Annotated in this window: 19 protein-coding genes; 15 read left to right on the top strand and 4 right to left on the bottom strand. The window is 64.1% G+C overall.

Features of this window, described 5'->3' with window-relative positions; translation table 11 throughout:
• Window positions 1-14 precede the first annotated feature (14 nt).
• Window positions 15-242, bottom strand: coding sequence for a hypothetical protein (locus RIN56_08170; protein ID MDR7866782.1), 228 nt, complete (start codon window positions 240-242; stop codon window positions 15-17).
• Window positions 243-371: 129 nt separating this feature from the next.
• On the opposite strand from RIN56_08170, the gene yabP reads away from it, so the two are divergent.
• From yabP to pssA, 15 genes are all read left to right on the top strand, one after another.
• The gene (gene yabP, locus RIN56_08165) at window positions 372-653 is read left to right on the top strand and encodes a sporulation protein YabP (protein ID MDR7866781.1); all 282 of its coding nucleotides are present in this window, start codon (window positions 372-374) and stop codon (window positions 651-653) included.
• 7 nt (window positions 654-660) lie between these two features.
• Window positions 661-1,404 carry a lytic transglycosylase domain-containing protein gene (locus tag RIN56_08160; GenBank protein ID MDR7866780.1) on the top strand — a complete coding sequence of 248 codons (744 nt, stop codon included), beginning with the start codon at window positions 661-663 and terminating at the stop codon, window positions 1,402-1,404.
• 18 nt (window positions 1,405-1,422) lie between these two features.
• Window positions 1,423-1,884 carry a spore cortex biosynthesis protein YabQ gene (gene yabQ, locus RIN56_08155; protein MDR7866779.1) on the top strand — a complete coding sequence of 154 codons (462 nt, stop codon included), beginning with the start codon at window positions 1,423-1,425 and terminating at the stop codon, window positions 1,882-1,884.
• Window positions 1,885-1,995: 111 nt separating this feature from the next.
• The gene (locus RIN56_08150; protein MDR7866778.1) at window positions 1,996-2,271 is read left to right on the top strand and encodes a septum formation initiator family protein; all 276 of its coding nucleotides are present in this window, start codon (window positions 1,996-1,998) and stop codon (window positions 2,269-2,271) included.
• 96 nt (window positions 2,272-2,367) lie between these two features.
• The gene (locus RIN56_08145) at window positions 2,368-2,778 is read left to right on the top strand and encodes a S1 domain-containing RNA-binding protein (protein ID MDR7866777.1); all 411 of its coding nucleotides are present in this window, start codon (window positions 2,368-2,370) and stop codon (window positions 2,776-2,778) included.
• Between the two features lie 208 nt (window positions 2,779-2,986).
• Complete coding sequence (locus RIN56_08140; GenBank protein ID MDR7866776.1) at window positions 2,987-4,063, top strand: aromatic acid exporter family protein; 1,077 nt, start codon at window positions 2,987-2,989, stop codon at window positions 4,061-4,063.
• Window positions 4,064-4,221: 158 nt separating this feature from the next.
• Window positions 4,222-6,627: a stage II sporulation protein E gene (gene spoIIE, locus RIN56_08135; protein ID MDR7866775.1), complete on the top strand. Its 2,406-nt coding sequence runs from the start codon at window positions 4,222-4,224 to the stop codon at window positions 6,625-6,627.
• Between the two features lie 123 nt (window positions 6,628-6,750).
• Window positions 6,751-7,461, top strand: a complete 711-nt coding sequence (locus RIN56_08130) for an NHLP leader peptide family RiPP precursor (protein ID MDR7866774.1) — start codon at window positions 6,751-6,753, stop codon at window positions 7,459-7,461.
• Between the two features lie 176 nt (window positions 7,462-7,637).
• Window positions 7,638-8,396, top strand: coding sequence for a threonine/serine exporter family protein (locus RIN56_08125; GenBank protein MDR7866773.1), 759 nt, complete (start codon window positions 7,638-7,640; stop codon window positions 8,394-8,396).
• A 10-nt stretch (window positions 8,397-8,406) separates the two neighbouring features.
• Window positions 8,407-8,853 (top strand): threonine/serine exporter family protein, encoded by a 447-nt coding sequence (locus RIN56_08120; protein ID MDR7866772.1) that lies wholly within the window; start codon window positions 8,407-8,409, stop codon window positions 8,851-8,853.
• Window positions 8,847-10,223 (top strand): tRNA lysidine(34) synthetase TilS, encoded by a 1,377-nt coding sequence (gene tilS / locus RIN56_08115; GenBank protein MDR7866771.1) that lies wholly within the window; start codon window positions 8,847-8,849, stop codon window positions 10,221-10,223. The genes RIN56_08120 and tilS overlap by 7 nt, the downstream gene beginning before the upstream one ends.
• A 1-nt stretch (window position 10,224) precedes the next feature.
• A complete protein-coding gene (gene hpt / locus RIN56_08110) occupies window positions 10,225-10,770 on the top strand; it encodes a hypoxanthine phosphoribosyltransferase (GenBank protein MDR7866770.1) in 546 nt (181 codons plus the stop codon).
• 137 nt (window positions 10,771-10,907) lie between these two features.
• A complete protein-coding gene (ftsH, locus tag RIN56_08105) occupies window positions 10,908-12,839 on the top strand; it encodes an ATP-dependent zinc metalloprotease FtsH (protein ID MDR7866769.1) in 1,932 nt (643 codons plus the stop codon).
• Complete coding sequence (locus RIN56_08100; GenBank protein MDR7866768.1) at window positions 12,824-13,216, top strand: thioesterase family protein; 393 nt, start codon at window positions 12,824-12,826, stop codon at window positions 13,214-13,216. Before ftsH ends, RIN56_08100 begins: the two co-directional genes overlap by 16 nt.
• A gap of 66 nt (window positions 13,217-13,282) precedes the next feature.
• Window positions 13,283-13,786, top strand: a complete 504-nt coding sequence (gene pssA / locus RIN56_08095) for a CDP-diacylglycerol--serine O-phosphatidyltransferase (GenBank protein ID MDR7866767.1) — start codon at window positions 13,283-13,285, stop codon at window positions 13,784-13,786.
• Window positions 13,787-13,907: 121 nt separating this feature from the next.
• Here pssA and RIN56_08090 read toward each other — a convergent pair whose 3' ends face one another.
• The 3 genes from RIN56_08090 to RIN56_08080 form a co-directional block, all read right to left on the bottom strand.
• The gene (locus RIN56_08090; protein ID MDR7866766.1) at window positions 13,908-14,561 is read right to left on the bottom strand and encodes a hypothetical protein; all 654 of its coding nucleotides are present in this window, start codon (window positions 14,559-14,561) and stop codon (window positions 13,908-13,910) included.
• A 216-nt stretch (window positions 14,562-14,777) separates the two neighbouring features.
• Window positions 14,778-16,172 carry a HAMP domain-containing sensor histidine kinase gene (locus tag RIN56_08085; protein MDR7866765.1) on the bottom strand — a complete coding sequence of 465 codons (1,395 nt, stop codon included), beginning with the start codon at window positions 16,170-16,172 and terminating at the stop codon, window positions 14,778-14,780.
• The gene (locus RIN56_08080) at window positions 16,169-16,846 is read right to left on the bottom strand and encodes a response regulator transcription factor (GenBank protein ID MDR7866764.1); all 678 of its coding nucleotides are present in this window, start codon (window positions 16,844-16,846) and stop codon (window positions 16,169-16,171) included. Before RIN56_08080 ends, RIN56_08085 begins: the two co-directional genes overlap by 4 nt.
• Window positions 16,847-17,096: the final 250 nt, after the last annotated feature.

The following is a 17,096-nucleotide window of genomic DNA, read 5'->3' as shown; positions in this document are numbered from 1 at the left end:
GCCGTTTACCACGTTTACGTGAGGAAAAATCGGGCGGTGATGAGGAAGGCGAGCAGGCCGGCGTAGGCGGCGGCGACGCGGCGGGCCAGCCTGGCTTCGCGCGCCCTGGCGTTGTGCGTGTCGAGGACGCGGGAAAGGACATAGGCGGCGGCGGATGTGACAAGCAGGACGAGCGGCAGCTCGAAGACGGTGACGTGGGTGAGGAGAAAGAGTGTTTTGTCCCAGATGAGGGCGAGATCCACGGCCAGGCCTCCTTGCGGTTTTTTATTAGTATGGCCGTGTACGGGGTTTAGCAATGGTCTATATGTTGTACTACTTTCGCGGCGTCTGTCATATACATAAACGAATTCATACGCGGGGAGGGGAGAGGCATGCCGCTGGAGGACAAAACGCCGCGGTGGCGACACCAGTTCACGCTTACCGACCGTGAGGATATGACGGTGGAGGGCGTGGTGAGCCTGGGCAGTTTCGACGAAAAGGAGATTGTGATGGAGACGGAGCAGGGTATGCTCACCGTCAGGGGTGAAGGGCTGAATATCAAGCAGCTCAATCTCGAAAAGGGCAATATCATGGTGGAGGGCACGGTCAGGTCGGTAGCTTATGAGGACGAGGTGCGGCAGAAGAAAGGCCTCCTGGAGAGGCTGCTGAAATAGGGCGGGGGTGCGTCTGAAACTGCGGGCCGGTTGGATGGCGGGGTGGTATCTGCTGCTGGCGCTGCTGGCGGCGGAGGCGGCGCTGTATTTCGCCGCCGGCTGGGCGGCCGGCGTCTGCCGCCAGGCGGCGCGGCGCGATTTCAACGCCGCGGCGGTCCGTTGGCGCGAGGTAGACAAGGTTCCTTATGCCGGGCTGATAAATCTCTGCGCCTGCCAGGAGGGGGTGAGCGCCATGGTGGTGGCCGCCATCATCCGGGCGGAGAGTTCTTTCCAGCCGCGGGCGGTGTCGCGAACCGGGGCGGCGGGTCTGATGCAGGTCATCCCCGGGACGTGGCGGGAGGTGAACGGCCGCATCGGGGCGTGCCGCGGACGCCACGAAGGGGAGTGCGGGCCGGGCTGTTACTTCGACCCTGAGCTTAACATCCGCGTCGGCACAGCGTATTTCGCCGAGCTCGTCCGCCGGTACGGCGGCGATCTGGCGCTGGCGCTGGCCGCTTACAACGCGGGGCCGGGGACGGTGGACCGCTGCGGCGGGGCGCCGCCGTACCCGGAAACGCAGGAGTATGTGGCGCGGGTCGTGGCCTATTGGTACGGGTATGCGGGGCTGCCGGCGCCGTCCGGCGACCGGGCGGCGGGACGCTGGGAGGACGCGCGCCGGGCGGCGGCCTGGGGGGCGCCGGCCACGCTGGCGCTGGCGGCGTATACGGGGCTTAGGCTGCTCAGGCGCCACCGTTCGTGGCGCTGGCGCTAGGCGATGGGGGAGGAAGCGATGAACGCCGAGGGGCAGATAGATGCGTTTGTGATTACGGTCGCGACCGGGATGCTCCTGGGGGTGACCTTCGATTTTTACCGCGTGCTGCGAACGGTTTTCCGGCCGCCGTGGCTGCTGACGTCCCTCGCCGATCTCGGCTATTGGCTGCTGGCTACGGGGGTGGTGTTCCTGGCGCTGCTGTTCGGCAACTGGGGCGAGCTTAGGCTGTATACCTTCATCGGCCTGGCGCTCGGCGCGTTCGGCTATTACCGCCTGCTCAGCCGGCAGGCCGTCCGCGTTATCATCGCGCTGCTGCGCCTGACGGCGGGCGTGGCGCGAGCGGTGAGGACAGCTGTCGCGTATCTGTTCGTCAGGCCGGCGGTGTATCTGGCCGGATTGGCCGCGCGGCCGGTCCGCTACGCCAGGAGGAAGCTGGCGGCCCGCCGCCCGCCGCCGGACGACGCCATGCCGCCGCGGTGAGAAAATCTGCTATAATAGAGGAATGTTTACATAGTGCGGCGAATAGTCGAATATATTGATGCTGAAATAGCCGTATTCAGAGGTGGCGGTATGGCGGCTCCCAAACGTCCAGTGAAATATCGCATCCGCTGGTTCCGCGTGACGGTGCTGGCCGTCGTCGGTTATTGCCTGTATGTGCTGGCCGGGCAGCAGATCGAGATGAACGCTTTGAACCGCGAAGCGGAGGCCACCCGTATACGCCTGGAGCAACTGCGCCAGGCGAACCAATCGCTCGCAGACGAGAAGGGCAAGCTGACGACGCCCGCTTATGTGGAGAAGCTGGCCCGCGAGGAGCTGGGGCTTGTGAAGCCGGGGGAGGTTCCGTATATCCCGGTGGAAAAAAATTAATAACTGGCGCTTTTCTTGACACCTTTTCCGCGCCAAGAGTATAATATGTTTGCAAAACATAGTATTTATAGTCTTTAAGGAGGAACTTTGAGCAGCATGTCCATTCAGGTTGGCAGTGTGGTTGAAGGAGTCGTGACAGGGATAACCAACTTCGGCGCCTTTGTAGAGCTGCCGGGAGGAAAGGTAGGCCTCATACACATTTCCGAGGTTGCCGACGTGTATGTCCGCGATGTAAAGGATTTTCTCAAGGAAAAAGACAAGGTCAAGGTGAAAGTCCTGTCGGTGGACGAACGCGGCAAGATTGGCCTATCGATCAAGCAGCTCCAGGAACCCAGCACCAGGAAGCCTCCTGCCACCGAGGGCCGACGTCCGGGCCGCTTTATGCCGCCGGCGTCTTTCGAAGACAAGCTCACCAAGTTCCTCAAGGATAGCGACGAGCGTCTGACCGACCTGAAGCGCAACACGGAGTCGAAGCGCGGCGGCCGCGGCGCCCGCCGGGCAGAGTAGCCCCAGGCCAACAGGGAGCATCCCGTACGGGATGCTCTTTTTTGTGGCCGTCCCGCCGACGATGTTGCAGGAATTGGGAATAAACGACGAGAATTACCAGTAACCTAAGCGTAGACCGGGAGGTTCCCGGCGGGACGCGGTCCGTTTCCGCCGGGCCATGCCGATAGTGTGGCATGACCGACGGGGGCGAGGACCAAGGGGGGACAGAGTGAGAATAGGCGCGCGCGTTATAAAAACGGGGATAGCGGTCGCGATAACGATGTTTTTGTGCAAGCTGCTGGGGCTGGAGCCCGCGTTCTTCGGCGCGGTTTCCGCGGTGATAAATATTCAGCCGTCGATTTTTTTGTCGCTGCGGGAAGCGCGGAACCAGGTTTTGGTCCATGTGCTGGGAGTAGCGGCCGGTTTCTTTTTCGGGCTTTTCCTGGGCGTAAATCCGCTGTCGGCGGGGTTGATCGTTATTTTGCTTATCACGCTGTTCAGTAAGCTGAAGCTTAACAGCGGGATAACGATGGGGATTGTGGCGGCGCTGTTTGTGCTGAGTTCGAGCACCGAGGAGTTTATGGCGCACGCTTTAGCGCGGACGGGAGTTATCTTCGTGGGGCTGGGCTCGGCGATGCTTGTCAATGTGTTTTTGTGGCCGCCGCGGTATACGGAGCAGCTCAAGGAGAAGCTGCGGCAGAGCAACGAGGCGACGGTGCTGTATTTCTGCCATGCGGTGCAGGAGTATGTCGGCCTCGAAGGTAAGGAGTACAGTGGCGATACGGCGCAAAGAGCGCGGGTCGAGAAGCTTAACAAGGAGGCGCGCAGGCTGCTGGAGCTGCTGAGCAGGGAGCGGACGGTGGTCGCCGAGGCGGCCGAGCCGACCGGATGGCTTACGCTGGCGGAAAAGCTGATCGATTATAACGAATCGATCACCCACAAGGGCAACCGTATTATCGATCTTTTGCCGGGACGGCTGGAGCGGCGGATAAATTCGGGCGATCCGCCGATCAGCGACGAGTTCAGGGCGATTTTGAGCCTGCTGGCAAGCGGCTGCGTGACGGTTGTCAGGCTGAACGGCAAGCTAAGGTCGGTAATTGTCGACGGCGGCACGGCTGCCGCGGAGGAGATCAGCGAGGATTACTGGGAAACGCTTACCAAGGCGATCGAGCAATGGCAGCCGAGGCTCGCGGGCAGTTATTACCTGCATGCGCTCTTGGAGGTGGCGGTAACGGCGAACGAGATCAAGTGGGCTTCGCGGCAGGCCAAGCTGCTGCTGTCGGAAAGCCTGGAAGCCGGGAATTGATATTGAGGCGCCTCCGCTCGCGAAAGGCGAGCGGAGGCGCGTTTTTTATTTGCGGTTCTTGTCGGATTTTTTTTCGTTCCCGCGACGCGGTTAGACAAACGGACTGGTGGTAAATTATGTAAAATAGTAGCATGATGCACTACCGGGAGAGGGATTAGATGCCTAAGGGAACGGTTGTCACGATACCCGGCGGGACGGCCGCGGCCGAACCTGTCGGCCGGGCGGGCAAGACGAGCTGGACCGCGCTCGCCGCCTGGCTTATGTCGTCGTTGGTGCGGCCGGCCGATCTGCCGTTCAATGTCCTGGCTTTTCTGCTCGGCCGGGTGTCGATTGTGGGGGAACTGGCGCCTTTCGGTCTGGCGTTTTGCGCGGCGGTGGCCCTGACGGCGCGGCGACGGGCGCCGGCGGCGGCAGTGGCGGCGCTGGCGGGGATGCTGTCGGTGGGGCGTTTTGTGGAGGCGGGGCTGTATCTGTTCGCCATGCTCGTGTACGCCAAATTGGCGGACAGGCTGTCGCGGCAGCAGCGGAAGCTGCAGGCCGTGCCGCTTTATGTGTTTGCGGCGGTGGTTTTCGGCGGCGGTATGGCCGTGCTGTGGCAGCAGGCGCCGCTTTACAGTCTGTTGCTGGTGTTTTTCGACGCGGCGCTGTGCGTGGTGCTGACGTATATTTTCGCGGCGGCGCTGCCGCTCGTGGACGGCCGGCCCGACCGGGCGGCGGGGAGCGAGACGGTGATGTGCCTGGTGGTGATGCTGGCGGCGGCGGCGGCCGGCTTTGGCGAGGTGGCGGTGGCGGGGTTCAGCCTCCGCAATGTCGCCAGCAGCCTGGTTATTATGCTGCTGGCGTTCACCGGCGGCGCGGGGCTGGGGGCGGCGGCGGGCGTGGCGGTGGGGATGGTGGCCGGGCTGGCTGACGGCAGCGCGGCGCTGACGATCGGTCTTTACGGCGTCGCCGGCTTGCTGGCCGCGACGTTTCGCTCGCTGGGCAAGCTGGCGGTGATGGCCGGGTTTCTGCTCGGCGGCGCGATCGCCGTGCTGGAGTTCGCCCAGCCGGTGGCGCTGACAAAGGTGTTGGCCGAGGGGGCGGTGGCGGCGGTGGCGTTTGCGGCTGTGCCGGTGGAGTGGCTGCGGGTGTGGCGTCGCGGGCTGAAGGAGAAGGCGGGCGAGGAACGCGCGGCGTCGCCGGCGCGCGAGGCGGCGGCCAAGCTGGCGCGAGTGGCCGATATTTTCGCCGGCCTGGCGGCGGTGCTGGGACGGCGGGCGGCCCAGAACGGGGCGCTGGTGAGGGACGAGGAGATGAACAGGCTGCTGGCGGCGGCGGGGGAGAAGGTTTGCGGCCCCTGTCGCCGGCGGGCGGCGTGCTGGGAGCAGGACCGGCAGCGCACGGTCCAGGCGCTGCAGGCCGCGCTGGCGGCGGCGGACAAGGCCCGCCTGACGAGCGCGGCTCTGCCGGAGCCGCTTAAAGAGCGGTGCGAGCACGGGCGGGAGCTGGCGGAGACGGTCAATGCCGCCGCCGACAGGAACAGGGCGTTGTCTTTCTGGGACAAGAAGGCGGCCGAGGCTAGGGTGCTGGCGGCCGAGCAGCTGCGGGCGGTGGGAACGATTATCCGCAATCTGGCCGGAGAGGTGAGCCGGGGCGAGGCCGCCGAGTTTGCCCTGGCGGCGACGCTGAAGGAGCAGGCGGCGGCCGGCGGATGCCCGTTGGAGACGGCCGGGCTGGAATATGGCGGCGGCCGGCGGCTGGTGAAGGTGACGAAGCAGCCGTGCCAGGGGCGGCGGGAGTGCCTCAATACGGTGCTGCCGCTGGCGGCGACGCTGCTGGGGGAGAGGCTGACGCTGGAGACGGAGTGCGGCGACGCCGGGAGGCGGGAGCTGTGCCGCCTGGCGATGGGGTCGGCGGGTCGCTACCGGGTGACGACGGGGCTGGCCTGCGCCGCAAAGGAGAAGGTGTCGGGCGATACGGCGGCCGTGCTGCCGCTGCCGGGCGGTCAGGTGGCGCTGGTGCTGAGCGACGGTATGGGCACGGGCAGCCGGGCGGCCGGGGACAGCGCGGCGACGGTGCGGTTTCTGGAGCGTTTGTTGACGGCCGGGTTTGCGGTGGATGTGGCGGTGAAGACGGTAAATTCGCTGCTGCTGTTGAAGCTGCCGGAGGAGAGCTTTACGACGGTGGATATGGCGGTGATCGATACCGCCGGCGGCGAGGCGGAGTTTTTGAAGGTGGGGGCGGCCCCCAGTTTCGTGAAAAGGGTGCGGGAGGTGGCGACGGTCAAGTCGTCGTCGCTGCCTGTGGGGATAATGCAGCAGGTGGAGATCGAGCCGGTGAGGTGGCTGCTGGCGCCGGGCGATATTATCGTGATGGTGAGCGACGGGGTTGTGGAGGTGCCCGGCCGCGGCCTGGAACGGGAGGCCTGGGTGGCGAACTTCCTGCGGCGGCTGCCGGACGGCGACCCCCAGGAGCTGGCGGAGCGCATCCTGCAGGAGGCTGTGGCGCTTTCGGGGGCGAACCGGCGCGACGACATGACGGTGCTGGTGGCGCGGGTGACGGAGAAGCCGGGGCTTGAGCAATGAGGGTAAATAGCGACGAAGATTGGCCGTGGCCGCGGGGCAAACCGCGGGCCACGGTTTTTGACGTATTGCGGCAGAAATTATTTGACGTAAAAATAGCCTAGAGTTATAATTTTCTCAGAACGTTTGCGGCGAAGGGTGGTCGAGGACATGGAAAACGCGCATATCGAGGAGAAGAGCGCGGCGGTTATCCGTGAGGCGTGGAAGAATCCAGCTTATCTGGGGGAACTGAAACGCGATCCCGGCGGGGTGATCGCCCGCGAGTTCGGCGTGGAGCTGCCGGCAGGCACCGAGGTTCGGGTGCTGGAAGACACCGCCGATTCGGTCAATATGGTATTGGTCGATCCCGATCATCTCCCGGAATCGCAGCGCACGACGCCGCGCGGGTTGCTGGCGGCAAAAGCCTGGCATGATCCGGCCTTCAAGCAGGCCCTGCTGGCCGATCCGCGGGCGACGGCCTCAGCCGCGCTGGGGGTCAAATTCCCGGCGAATTTCAAGGTTGCGGTGTTTGAGCAGACCGATAACCCGTTGTATGTTGTAATCCCCTTCCGGCCTCCGGCGCTGAGCGACGCGGACCTCGACAAGGTGGCTGGCGGCAGCGGCTTTTTCAAGGAGGCGTGGAAGCTAACCCGCGAATTTGGGGAGGAATTTGTGGAGTATAATTACAACGGTGCGAAAAATGCCGTCGAAAACGAGTTCTGGTACGACACTTCCGGCAGCCAGTTCGCAATGGTCGACCAGATGGCTTATCACGGCGGCAAATATGCCGGCAAGGAGCTTTACAAGGGCGGCAAGAAAGCGTATCACGCCATCAAGAAGGTTTGCCACGGCTGGTAATCGGGTTTTGCACGGTTATCGAACCCCCTGTGCGCGGTTTTCCGCCCGCATAGGGGGTTTTTGCGCGGCCGATACTATGGGGGAGCGGCAAAAGAGCCGCGGTCGGCGATATTGCAGGAAAACGGCGGACGGCGGGAGAATGTAGCCAAGGCAAAGAATCGGAAGGGCGTGAACCTGTGAAGGACGTGCCGCTCGAGGATATTGTCAGGCTGGCCGTGCTGGCCGGCGAGGTGCTGCTGCGCAACGGGGCCGAGACTTCGCGGGTGGAGGAGACGATGTACCATATCGCCCGCGCCTGCGGCGCCGATAAGGCGGAGTGCTTCGTCATCCCGACGGGGGTTTTTCTGACTGTGACCGATTTTTCCGGCCGGCCGCTGACGACGATGCGGCGGATCAAGGGCCGGACGATCAATCTCGACCGCATCGCGAAGGTTAACGAGCTGTCGCGCCGCCTGGCCGACGGCCGGATCGATTACGCCGGGGCGCTGGCGCTTTTGGACCGCATCGCCAAGGAGCGGACGGGCTTTTCGCTCGTGCCGTCGATGGTCGCCTCCGGTCTGGTGGGCGGCAGTTTCGCCGTGCTGCAGGACGGCGGGTCGGGCGAGATGGCGGCCGCGCTGCTGACGGCGATGACGGTGCGGTATATTGCCCATGTTGTTTCGCGCCTGCACGGGGTGCAGTTCACGTTCGAGTTTCTCGGGGCGCTGGCGGCGGCCATGCTCGGCAGCCTGGCTGTTTATCTCTGGCCCTGGCTGAACCGCGATGTCATCGTGGTGGGCGGCATCATGCCGCTGGTGCCGGGGATGGCGATCACCAACGCCATCCGCGACGTGATAGCGGGCGATCTGCTGAGCGGGGTGTCGCTCGGCCTGGAGGCGGCGATGACGGCGGTGGCGGTGGCGATGGGCGTGGTTATCGTGCTGGCGGTGATGTGAGGTGACGGCGATGATGATGAAGATCGCGGCGGTGTTCGTGATGGGAACGGCGGTGGGTATTTTGTACCGCATCCCGCGCAATCTGCTGCTTTACGGGGCGCTCAACGCTACGCTGGCGTGGCTGGTGATGGTGCTGCTGATCGCGTCGGGCACGAACGCGGTGGCGGCGAATTTCTTCGGCGGCATCGCCCTGGGGGCGGCGGCCGAGGCGCTGGCGAGGCGGCTGCGCCAGCCGGCGACGATTTTTATCATCCCCGGATTCTTTCCGCTCGTGCCCGGGCGGGAGGCGTATACGACGATGCGTTATGTGGTTGAGGGCCGGTACGGGCCGGCGACGGAGATGGCGGTGCAGACGCTGCTGACCGCCGGCGCGATCGCTTTCGGCATTTTCGTGAGTGTGACCGTTTACCGGCTTTTGCTAGCCAACGGCTTGAAGAAAGGGATAGGCCAATGCTGACCGCGGTTAGGGAATGGATCGGGCGCCACGGCGTTCCGGGAGCGGGCGACAGGGTGCTGGCCGCCTGTTCGGGCGGGGCGGATTCGCTGGCCCTTGTCCAGGCGCTGCATGCGCTGAGGGAGGAATACGGCTTTTTCCTGGCGGTGGCCCATGTCAACCATTTGCTGCGGGGGGCGGAATCGGACGCCGACGCCGTTTTCGTCCGCGAGTTCGCGGGCGCGCTGGGACTGCCTTTTTACGATACCGAAGTTGACGCCGCCGCTTTCGCCGCCGCCGAGGGCCGCTCGCTGGAGGATGCGGCCCGCGTGCTGCGCTACAGATTCCTGCGGGAGACGGCGGCGAAACTGGGCGGGGCGCTGATCGCCACCGGCCACCACCGCGACGACCAGGCCGAGACGGTGCTGCTGAACCTTTTCCGCGGGGCGGGCGGCGCCGGGCTGGGCGGCATGAAGCCGGCGGCCGGCGGCGTGATCAGGCCGCTGCTGGCCGTGGAGCGGGAGGAGATCGAGGCGTACTGCCGCGCAAACGGGCTTATGCCGCGGACGGACAGTTCCAATTTTTCGACCGAGTATCTGCGCAATTATCTCCGCCTGGAGCTTATGCCTAGGCTGGCGGCGGTGTTCAACGCCAATATCGCGGCTACGCTGTGCCGCACCGCCGAGCTGGTCGGCGACGAGCACGATTTCGTGGCCGCCGCGGCTTTGGCGGCGTGGCCTGAGGTGGTGAGCGGCGAGGGGGACGGGCTGACGGTCGACTGCGAGGCGCTGGGGGCGCTGCCTGTCGCACTGCGCCGGGAGCTTCTCCGCCAGGTGGTGGCAAAAAATCGCGGCGATTTAAAAGGAATAAGCTTTTTCCATGTGGAAAAATTATTAGAATTAGCTTTAGCGGGAACGACCGGCAATGCGGTCGAACTGCCGGGCGGGCTTACCGTCCGCCGGGAATACGGCCGGCTGGTTTTCGCGGCCGCGCCTTTGCCGGCGGCGCCGCCTATCGGGCCGCCGGGGATCGCGCTGACCGTGCCGGGGACGACGCCGCTGCCCGCGCTGGGCATGACGGTGACGGCGAGGCTGTCGGCGGAGCCGCCGATGGGCGACGGGCCGCACAGGGCGGTGTTCGCCTGGGAGGAACTGACGCCGCCGATCCGTGTCCGCACCCGCCAGGCGGGGGATCGCTTCCGGCCGGACGGCAAGAAGGTGAAGGAATTCCTCATCGATGCCAAGGTGCCGCGGCATCTGCGGGGCAGCATCCCGGTGTTCACCGACGGACAGGGGATCATCTGGCTGGGCGGGGTGCGCCTGGGTAAGCGCGGCCGGCCGGGGCGACAGACAGGAACATTTCTCGAACTCATCATCGAACAACAGGAGGACTGACGTGAATCAGGATAAGGACATAAAAGAGGTGCTTGTGAGCACCGAGGCCCTGGCGGCCAGGATCAAGGAACTGGGCGAGGCGATCAGCGCCGATTATGCCGGCAAGGATATTCTCATGGTCGGTGTACTGCGCGGCGCGGTGATTTTCATGGCCGACCTGGCGCGGGCCATCAGCCGCCCGGTGACGATCGATTTCATGGCCGTGTCGAGCTACGGGGCTTCGACCAGCTCCAGCGGCGTCGTGAAGATCGTCAAGGACCTGGACGAGGACGTGGCTGGCAGGCATCTGCTGATTGTCGAGGATATCATCGATTCGGGCCTGACTCTCAAGTACCTGTTCGAGAATCTGAAGTCGCGCAAGCCGGCGAGCGTGAAGATCTGCACGCTGCTGAGCAAGCCTTCCCGCCGCAAGGTCGATGTGCCGGTGGATTACAACGGCTTCACCATCCCCGACGATTTTGTGGTCGGCTACGGCCTGGATTTCGCGGAGAAGTACCGCAACCTGCCGTATGTGGGCGTGCTCAAGCCCGAGGCCTACGGCAGCTAGGCGGCGCATAGGATATAATGACGGCTGCGGCCGCAGGCAGGAGTTGGATTGTCACTGGAGTTTATTTGTGATATAATTATCTCCTATGAATACAATCGCTTTTTTCGCTTCAGCTCCAGTGAAAGGGGGTTAAGTTGTTGAACAAGTTTTTCCGTAATGTCAGTTTCTATCTGCTCATCATCATCATCGCCATATCGATAATCGACTACTACTCCTCGCGCACCACCACCAAGACGGAAATCAGTTACACCCAGTTCTTGCGCAGTGTCGAAGAACAAAAGGTGGAGCGCGTGACGATAGTGGAGAACACCGTCCGCGGCAAACTCAAAGACGGCACGGAGTTTACCACGGTTACTCCCAACGATCCGACGCTGATCGGCTCCCTGCGGGAGAAGAATGTCGATATCAAGGCCGAACAGCCGCCGCAGCCGCCGTGGTGGACGACTATTTTCTCGTCCGTGCTGCCGATGCTGTTGCTGATCGGGGTCTGGTTCTTCATCATGCAGCAGACCCAGGGCGGCGGCAACCGGGTGATGTCGTTCGGCAAGAGCCGCGCCAAGCTGCACGGCGAGGATAAGGTGAAGGTGACCTTCGCCGACGTCGCCGGCGCCGACGAGGCCAAGCAGGAGCTCGAGGAAGTGGTCGAGTTTCTGAAGCATCCCAAGAAATTCAACGACCTGGGCGCGCGCATCCCCAAAGGGGTGCTGCTGGTCGGGCCGCCGGGCACGGGCAAGACGCTGCTCGCCCGCGCGGTGGCCGGCGAGTCCGGGGTGCCGTTTTTCAGCATCAGCGGCTCGGACTTCGTCGAAATGTTCGTCGGCGTGGGCGCCTCGAGGGTGCGCGACCTGTTCGAGCAGGCGAAGAAAAACGCGCCGTGCATCGTTTTCATCGACGAGATCGACGCCGTCGGCCGGCAGCGGGGCGCAGGCCTCGGCGGCGGCCACGACGAGCGCGAGCAGACCCTCAACCAATTGCTGGTTGAGATGGACGGTTTCGGCGTCAACGAGGGGATCATCATCATCGCCGCCACCAACCGCCCGGACATTCTCGACCCCGCCCTCCTCAGGCCGGGACGCTTCGACCGCCAGGTGGTGGTCGACCGGCCGGATGTGAAGGGCCGCCAGGAGATCCTCAAGGTTCACACCAAGGGTAAGCCGCTGGCCAAGGATGTCAGCCTGGAAGTGCTGGCCCGCCGGACGCCGGGCTTTACCGGCGCCGACCTCAGCAATCTGATCAACGAAGCCGCGCTGCTCGCCGCCCGCCGCAACAAGAAGCGCATCGACATGCCCGAGCTGGAGGAGTCGGTGGAGCGGGTGGTCGCCGGGCCGGAGCGCAAGAGCAAGGTTATCAGCGACAAGGAGAAGAAACTCACCGCGTATCATGAGGCCGGGCACGCCCTGGTCGGCATGATGCTGACCCATACCGACCCTGTGCATAAGGTGTCGATCATCCCCCGCGGGCGGGCGGGCGGCTACACGCTCATGCTCCCCAAGGAGGACCGCTACTACGCGACACGGTCCGAACTGCTCGACCAGCTCAAGACGCTGCTGGGCGGCCGGGTGGCCGAGGCGCTGGTGCTGAACGAGATCAGCACCGGGGCCCAGAACGACCTGGAGCGGGCCACCGAGCTGGTGCGCAAGATGATCACCGAGTATGGCATGAGCGAGGTGCTGGGGCCGATCACCTTCGGCCGGCGCCAGGACCAGCAGGTATTCCTCGGCCGCGATATCGCCCGCGACCGCAACTACAGCGAAGAGGTGGCCTACTCGATCGACAAGGAGGTCCGCCGTCTGATCGAGGATGCCTACGCCAAGACGGAAGAGATGCTCAAGACCAATATGGATAAGCTTCACATCGTCGCCGACGCGCTGATCGAGCGCGAGACGCTGGAAGGCTCGGAGCTCCAGCAGCTGCTGGACAACGGCAAGATCGAGGAGAAGGAGAAGCCGGCCGAGGATCAGCCCCAGGCCGCTCCCGTGAACGCTACCCCTACTCCCGCCGATGAGCCGGGTCCGAAGGTCGTGTATACTTTCCGCCGGGGGGACGACGAAGTATGGGGAACGCGCTGACCGTCGGCGCCGCCGGTGAAGCGGCTGTGACCGTGACGGCCGACAATACCGCCGAGCGCTTCGGCAACAAGGGGGCGGCCGTGTTTGCCACCCCGCTGCTTGTGGCCCTTATGGAGCAGGCCGCGATCGCTGCCCTCAAGCCTTATCTCGCCGACGGCGAGGGCTCGGTCGGCACGCGGGTGGAAATCTCCCATCTGGCGGCGACGCCGGTGGGGATGACCGTGCGGGCGAGAGCCGAGCTGGTGGAGCTCGCCGGCAAGAAACTGACGTTTGCCGTGGAGGCCTTCGACGACCGGGAAAAGGTCGGCGAGGGACGCCACGAGCGGTATATCATCGACAACGCGAAGTTTATGGCCAGGGTGGCCACAAAGAAGTGAATCTTACGGAAAGCTCGGGAGCCGCGGGGGCGGCGCCGAGCTTTCCGCGGCTTGAGGTGGTTTTTTATGCCGCGTCGCTGGATTCCCAATATCCTGACGGTGACCAACCTGTCCGCCGGCCTGGTGGCTATTTTGCTGTCCCTTGTCGAGCAATGGGCGCTGGCCGTCGCGCTGGTGTTCGGCGCGGCGCTGTTCGACAGCCTCGACGGCCGGGTGGCGCGGCGGCTGAACGTCGCCAGCGAATTCGGCAAGCAGCTCGATTCTCTGGCCGACCTGGTCTCGTTTGGGGTGGCGCCGGCGCTGATCGCCTACCAACTGGTCTTCGCCGACATCGGCTGGAGCGGCTATGTACTGGCGACCGTTTTCCCGGTCTGCGGGGCGCTCCGCCTGGCCCGCTTCAGCGTGTCCGGCGTCAGGGGCCACTTCGTCGGCCTGCCGATAACGGTGGCCGGGCCTGTCCTCGCGGCGTGCGCGTATTTCGCGCCGCTGCTGCCGGCGACGGGGCAAGCGTTTATTCTGCTGATTTTGTCGTGGCTGATGGTTTCGACGATAAAGGTGCCGAAACTGTAGGCGGCCGTTGATAGGCCGCGCACATTCCAGGAAACGAAAATAACGGCCGAAGGGTTTCTGTCGTTTAACAAGAAAAAGCCGTCGCACACGGAGCGACGGTCTTCTCTTATTTGTTGCTTATTCACTTGCCGCGGTGGTGGCGGTTGCCGTGACCGAAGGCTTGCCTGAGTTTGAGCATATCCTGCTTGAGCGTCTCGTCGCTGACTCCCAGCGAGCCGGCGACATCCCGCCAAGTGTTGTTGATTTTCTTCATTTCCAGGACGCTGGCCGGGGTTTTGTCGGCGTTCTCGGCCAGGAGGCCGGCCACGGCGATGTCGCGGGTTTTGTAGCCTTGCTCCAGGAGGCCGAGGACGGTGGTGCGGTCAAGGCCGAGCTTGGCGTTGAGCCTGTCGGCCGACAGGGCGTGGAAGGCGGCTTTGGTCTGTTCTTTGGTTACGCCGAGGTTTTTGGCGACATCCTTCCAGGTGTTGTCGCCTGTTTTGAGGTCGAGCACCTCGTCGAAGGTTTTGCCGCTGGCCTTTGCCAGGAAGGCTGCGCGGTGGATGTCGCGGAAGCTGGCTCCGCCGCTGACGCGGGTGAGGATGGTATCTTTGCTGATGCCGTAAGTTTCCGCAAGCCGCTGGGCGGCCTTGTCGGGGTCGTGCTGACGCTTTTCGTGCGCCGGACGGGCTTTTTCGGCTTCGGCGGCCTGGGCGAGGGGGGAGAGGGCTGCGCCGGCAAGCACGAACGCCCCGAGGACGAAGATGGCAATTGTCTTTTTGCTGACCAGTCTCATTTGTCATACCTCCGAATCTATATCTCTGCAGCCTGAAGCGGCTGTTTGAGGTTATTATAGACTTCGAGTATGACAAATGTATGACAGGGAAAATCTGAGGGGAGAAGGGTGTGTAGAAAGCTCCAGATGCAAGGCGCACCGGAAAAGCGCGCCGCGCCGCGTACTCGGGATGTACGCAAGCCAGCGCTTTGAGGAGCAACGCAGCAGATGGACTTTCTACGCACCCGAAACCGGAAGAGTGAAGGTGAATTTCGCCCCCTGGCCTACCGTGCTTTCCAGGGTTATTTCGCCGTTCATGGCCTGGACGAGGCGCTTGGTTATCGCGAGTCCCAGGCCGGTGCCGCCGCCGCTGCGGGCCCGCGATTTGTCGACCCGGTAGAAGCGCTCCCAGATGTGGGGCTGGTCCTCAGGCGGGATGCCTGGGCCGCAATCGCTGACGGCGACGGCGACTTTGCCGGCGGTGGGCTGCACGGTTATGACGATGGTTTCGCCGGCGGGCGAATGGCGGGCGGCGTTGGAGACAAGGTTGGCAATTATCTGCGCCAGCCAGCCGGGGTCGGCCAGCACGGGCGGGACGGCGGCAGGGGCTGCGACGCGGAGGGTGAGGTCCTTTTCGGCGAGCAGGTGGTCGTATTTGGCGGTTTCGCGGCCCAGAAAGGCGACGAGGTCGGTTTTTTCGGGGACGATGGACAGTTCGCCGGCCTCAAGCTGCGCCAGGTCGAGGAGGTCGCGGATAAGGCGGTCGATGCGCTGGCTTTCGCCGACGATGGTGGCGAGGTAGCGCTGCTGGTGCTCGGGCTCCGTCGCGACGCCGTCGGCGAGGGCTTCGGCGAGGGCCTGGATGGAGGTGACCGGTGTTTTGAGCTCGTGGGAGACGGTGGCGAGGAATTCGCGCCGGTTGTATTCGACTTTGGCGAGCGATTCGGCCATGGTGTTGAAGGTCCGGCCGAGGCCGCCGATTTCGTCGCCGCCGGTGGCGCCGGTGCGGCTGGCGTAGTCGCCGGCGGCGAAGCGGGCGGCGGCGTGGCTGATGTCGGCGAGGGGCCGGGTGAGGGTGCGCGATATGAGCAGGGAGAACAGGATAGCGGCAGCGGTGCCGAAGAACAGGGAGAGGAGGAGCAGGCGGTCGATGGCCCCGATGGCCTGGTTGACGCCGGTGATGGGGGTGTAGAAGAAGACGGCGGCGGGATAGGGAGAGGCGAGGGGAACGGCGACGACGATCGAGGGGTCGGTCTGGTCGCGGCCGCTGCGGATCCAGGACTGGGGCGCGCCGGCGAACAGGGCGTCGATGCGCGGCGAGTTTTCGGGGAAAGGTCGGTTCCAGCGGGGCGGCGGGTTGCCGGCGAGTATATTGCCCCGTTGGTCGACGACCCAGATCTGGGCGCCGAGCAGCTCGCCCATGACTTCGAGACGGTCGGGCAGGCGGCCGTTGTTGAGCGCGCGGTTGACGACGGCGGCTACGGCCTGACTTTTGGCAAGCATCTCGATGCGCTTGGTCTCGATGACGTGCTCGCGGACGAGATAGGCCATGAGGGCGCCGAGGGTGACGGTGACGAGGAGGATGACGACGATATGGGAGATGAAAAGACGGCTGAAGATCGAGCGGATCATGGCGCGGTCACCTCGAATTTGTAGCCGGTGCCCCACACGGTATGGATGAAGGTGTTGTCTTTGTCGGCGATTTTATGGCGCAGCCTTTTGACGGTGGCGTCGACGGTGCGGTCGTCGCCTTCGAAGCCGTAGCCCCACACGTTGGTGAGGAGCTGCTCGCGGGTGAAGACGATGCGGGGGTGGCGCGCCAGGAAGAGGAGGAGGTCGAATTCCTTGGGGGACAGGGCGATCGACCGGCCGCCTTTTTCGACCGCCTGGGTGGCGGGACGGATGGCGAGGCCGGGGAAGCTAAGTTCGTCGCCGTCGGCGAAGATGAGGCCGCTGCGCCTGAGCACCGCCTTGACTCTGGCCACCAGTTCGCGGGGGCTGAAGGGTTTGGTGACATAGTCGTCGGCGCCGAGGGAGAAGCCGGTGATTTTGTCGGCTTCGGTGCTTTTGGCGGTGAGAAAGATGACGGGGACGCGGCGGGTGAGGGCGCGGCATATCTCCCAGCCGGTGCGGCCGGGCAGCATGATGTCGAGGATCAGGAGGTCGGGCCGGGTTTCGGCTTCGAGCTCAAGGGCGGCGTCGCCGTCGGCGGCGGTGTGGACGATGAAGCCTTCGCGTTCGAGGTAGAGCTGGACGACTTCGCGGATGCTGGCCTCGTCGTCGGCCACGAGTATTTTTACGGTCATTTTCTTTCCTCCGTGCTTGTATATGTAACGAAAAGATGCTATTATAGTCGTGGTTAAGTTATCCTTGAAGATCGCCGGATAACGGGCGGCATCCCTCGCCGGGAGCCGTACCTCCGTGGCGGCCTCTCAACCGAATACATACTTGGGTTTAGACCGCTTTGATCCGCAGGGACTGAGACGGCGAGGACCGGAGCAAGGTTTTTTTGAGCCTTCCTGTCTTTTGCCGGGAAGCTTTTTTATTTTCCAGTGG

The sequence above is a fragment of the Sporomusaceae bacterium genome, from assembly GCA_031460455.1.
In the GTDB taxonomy this organism is placed as follows: domain Bacteria; phylum Bacillota; class Negativicutes; order Sporomusales; family UBA7701; genus Anaeroselena.
Note: the sequence above shows the minus strand (reverse complement) of the source record. Positions and strands in the feature narration are given on the sequence as shown.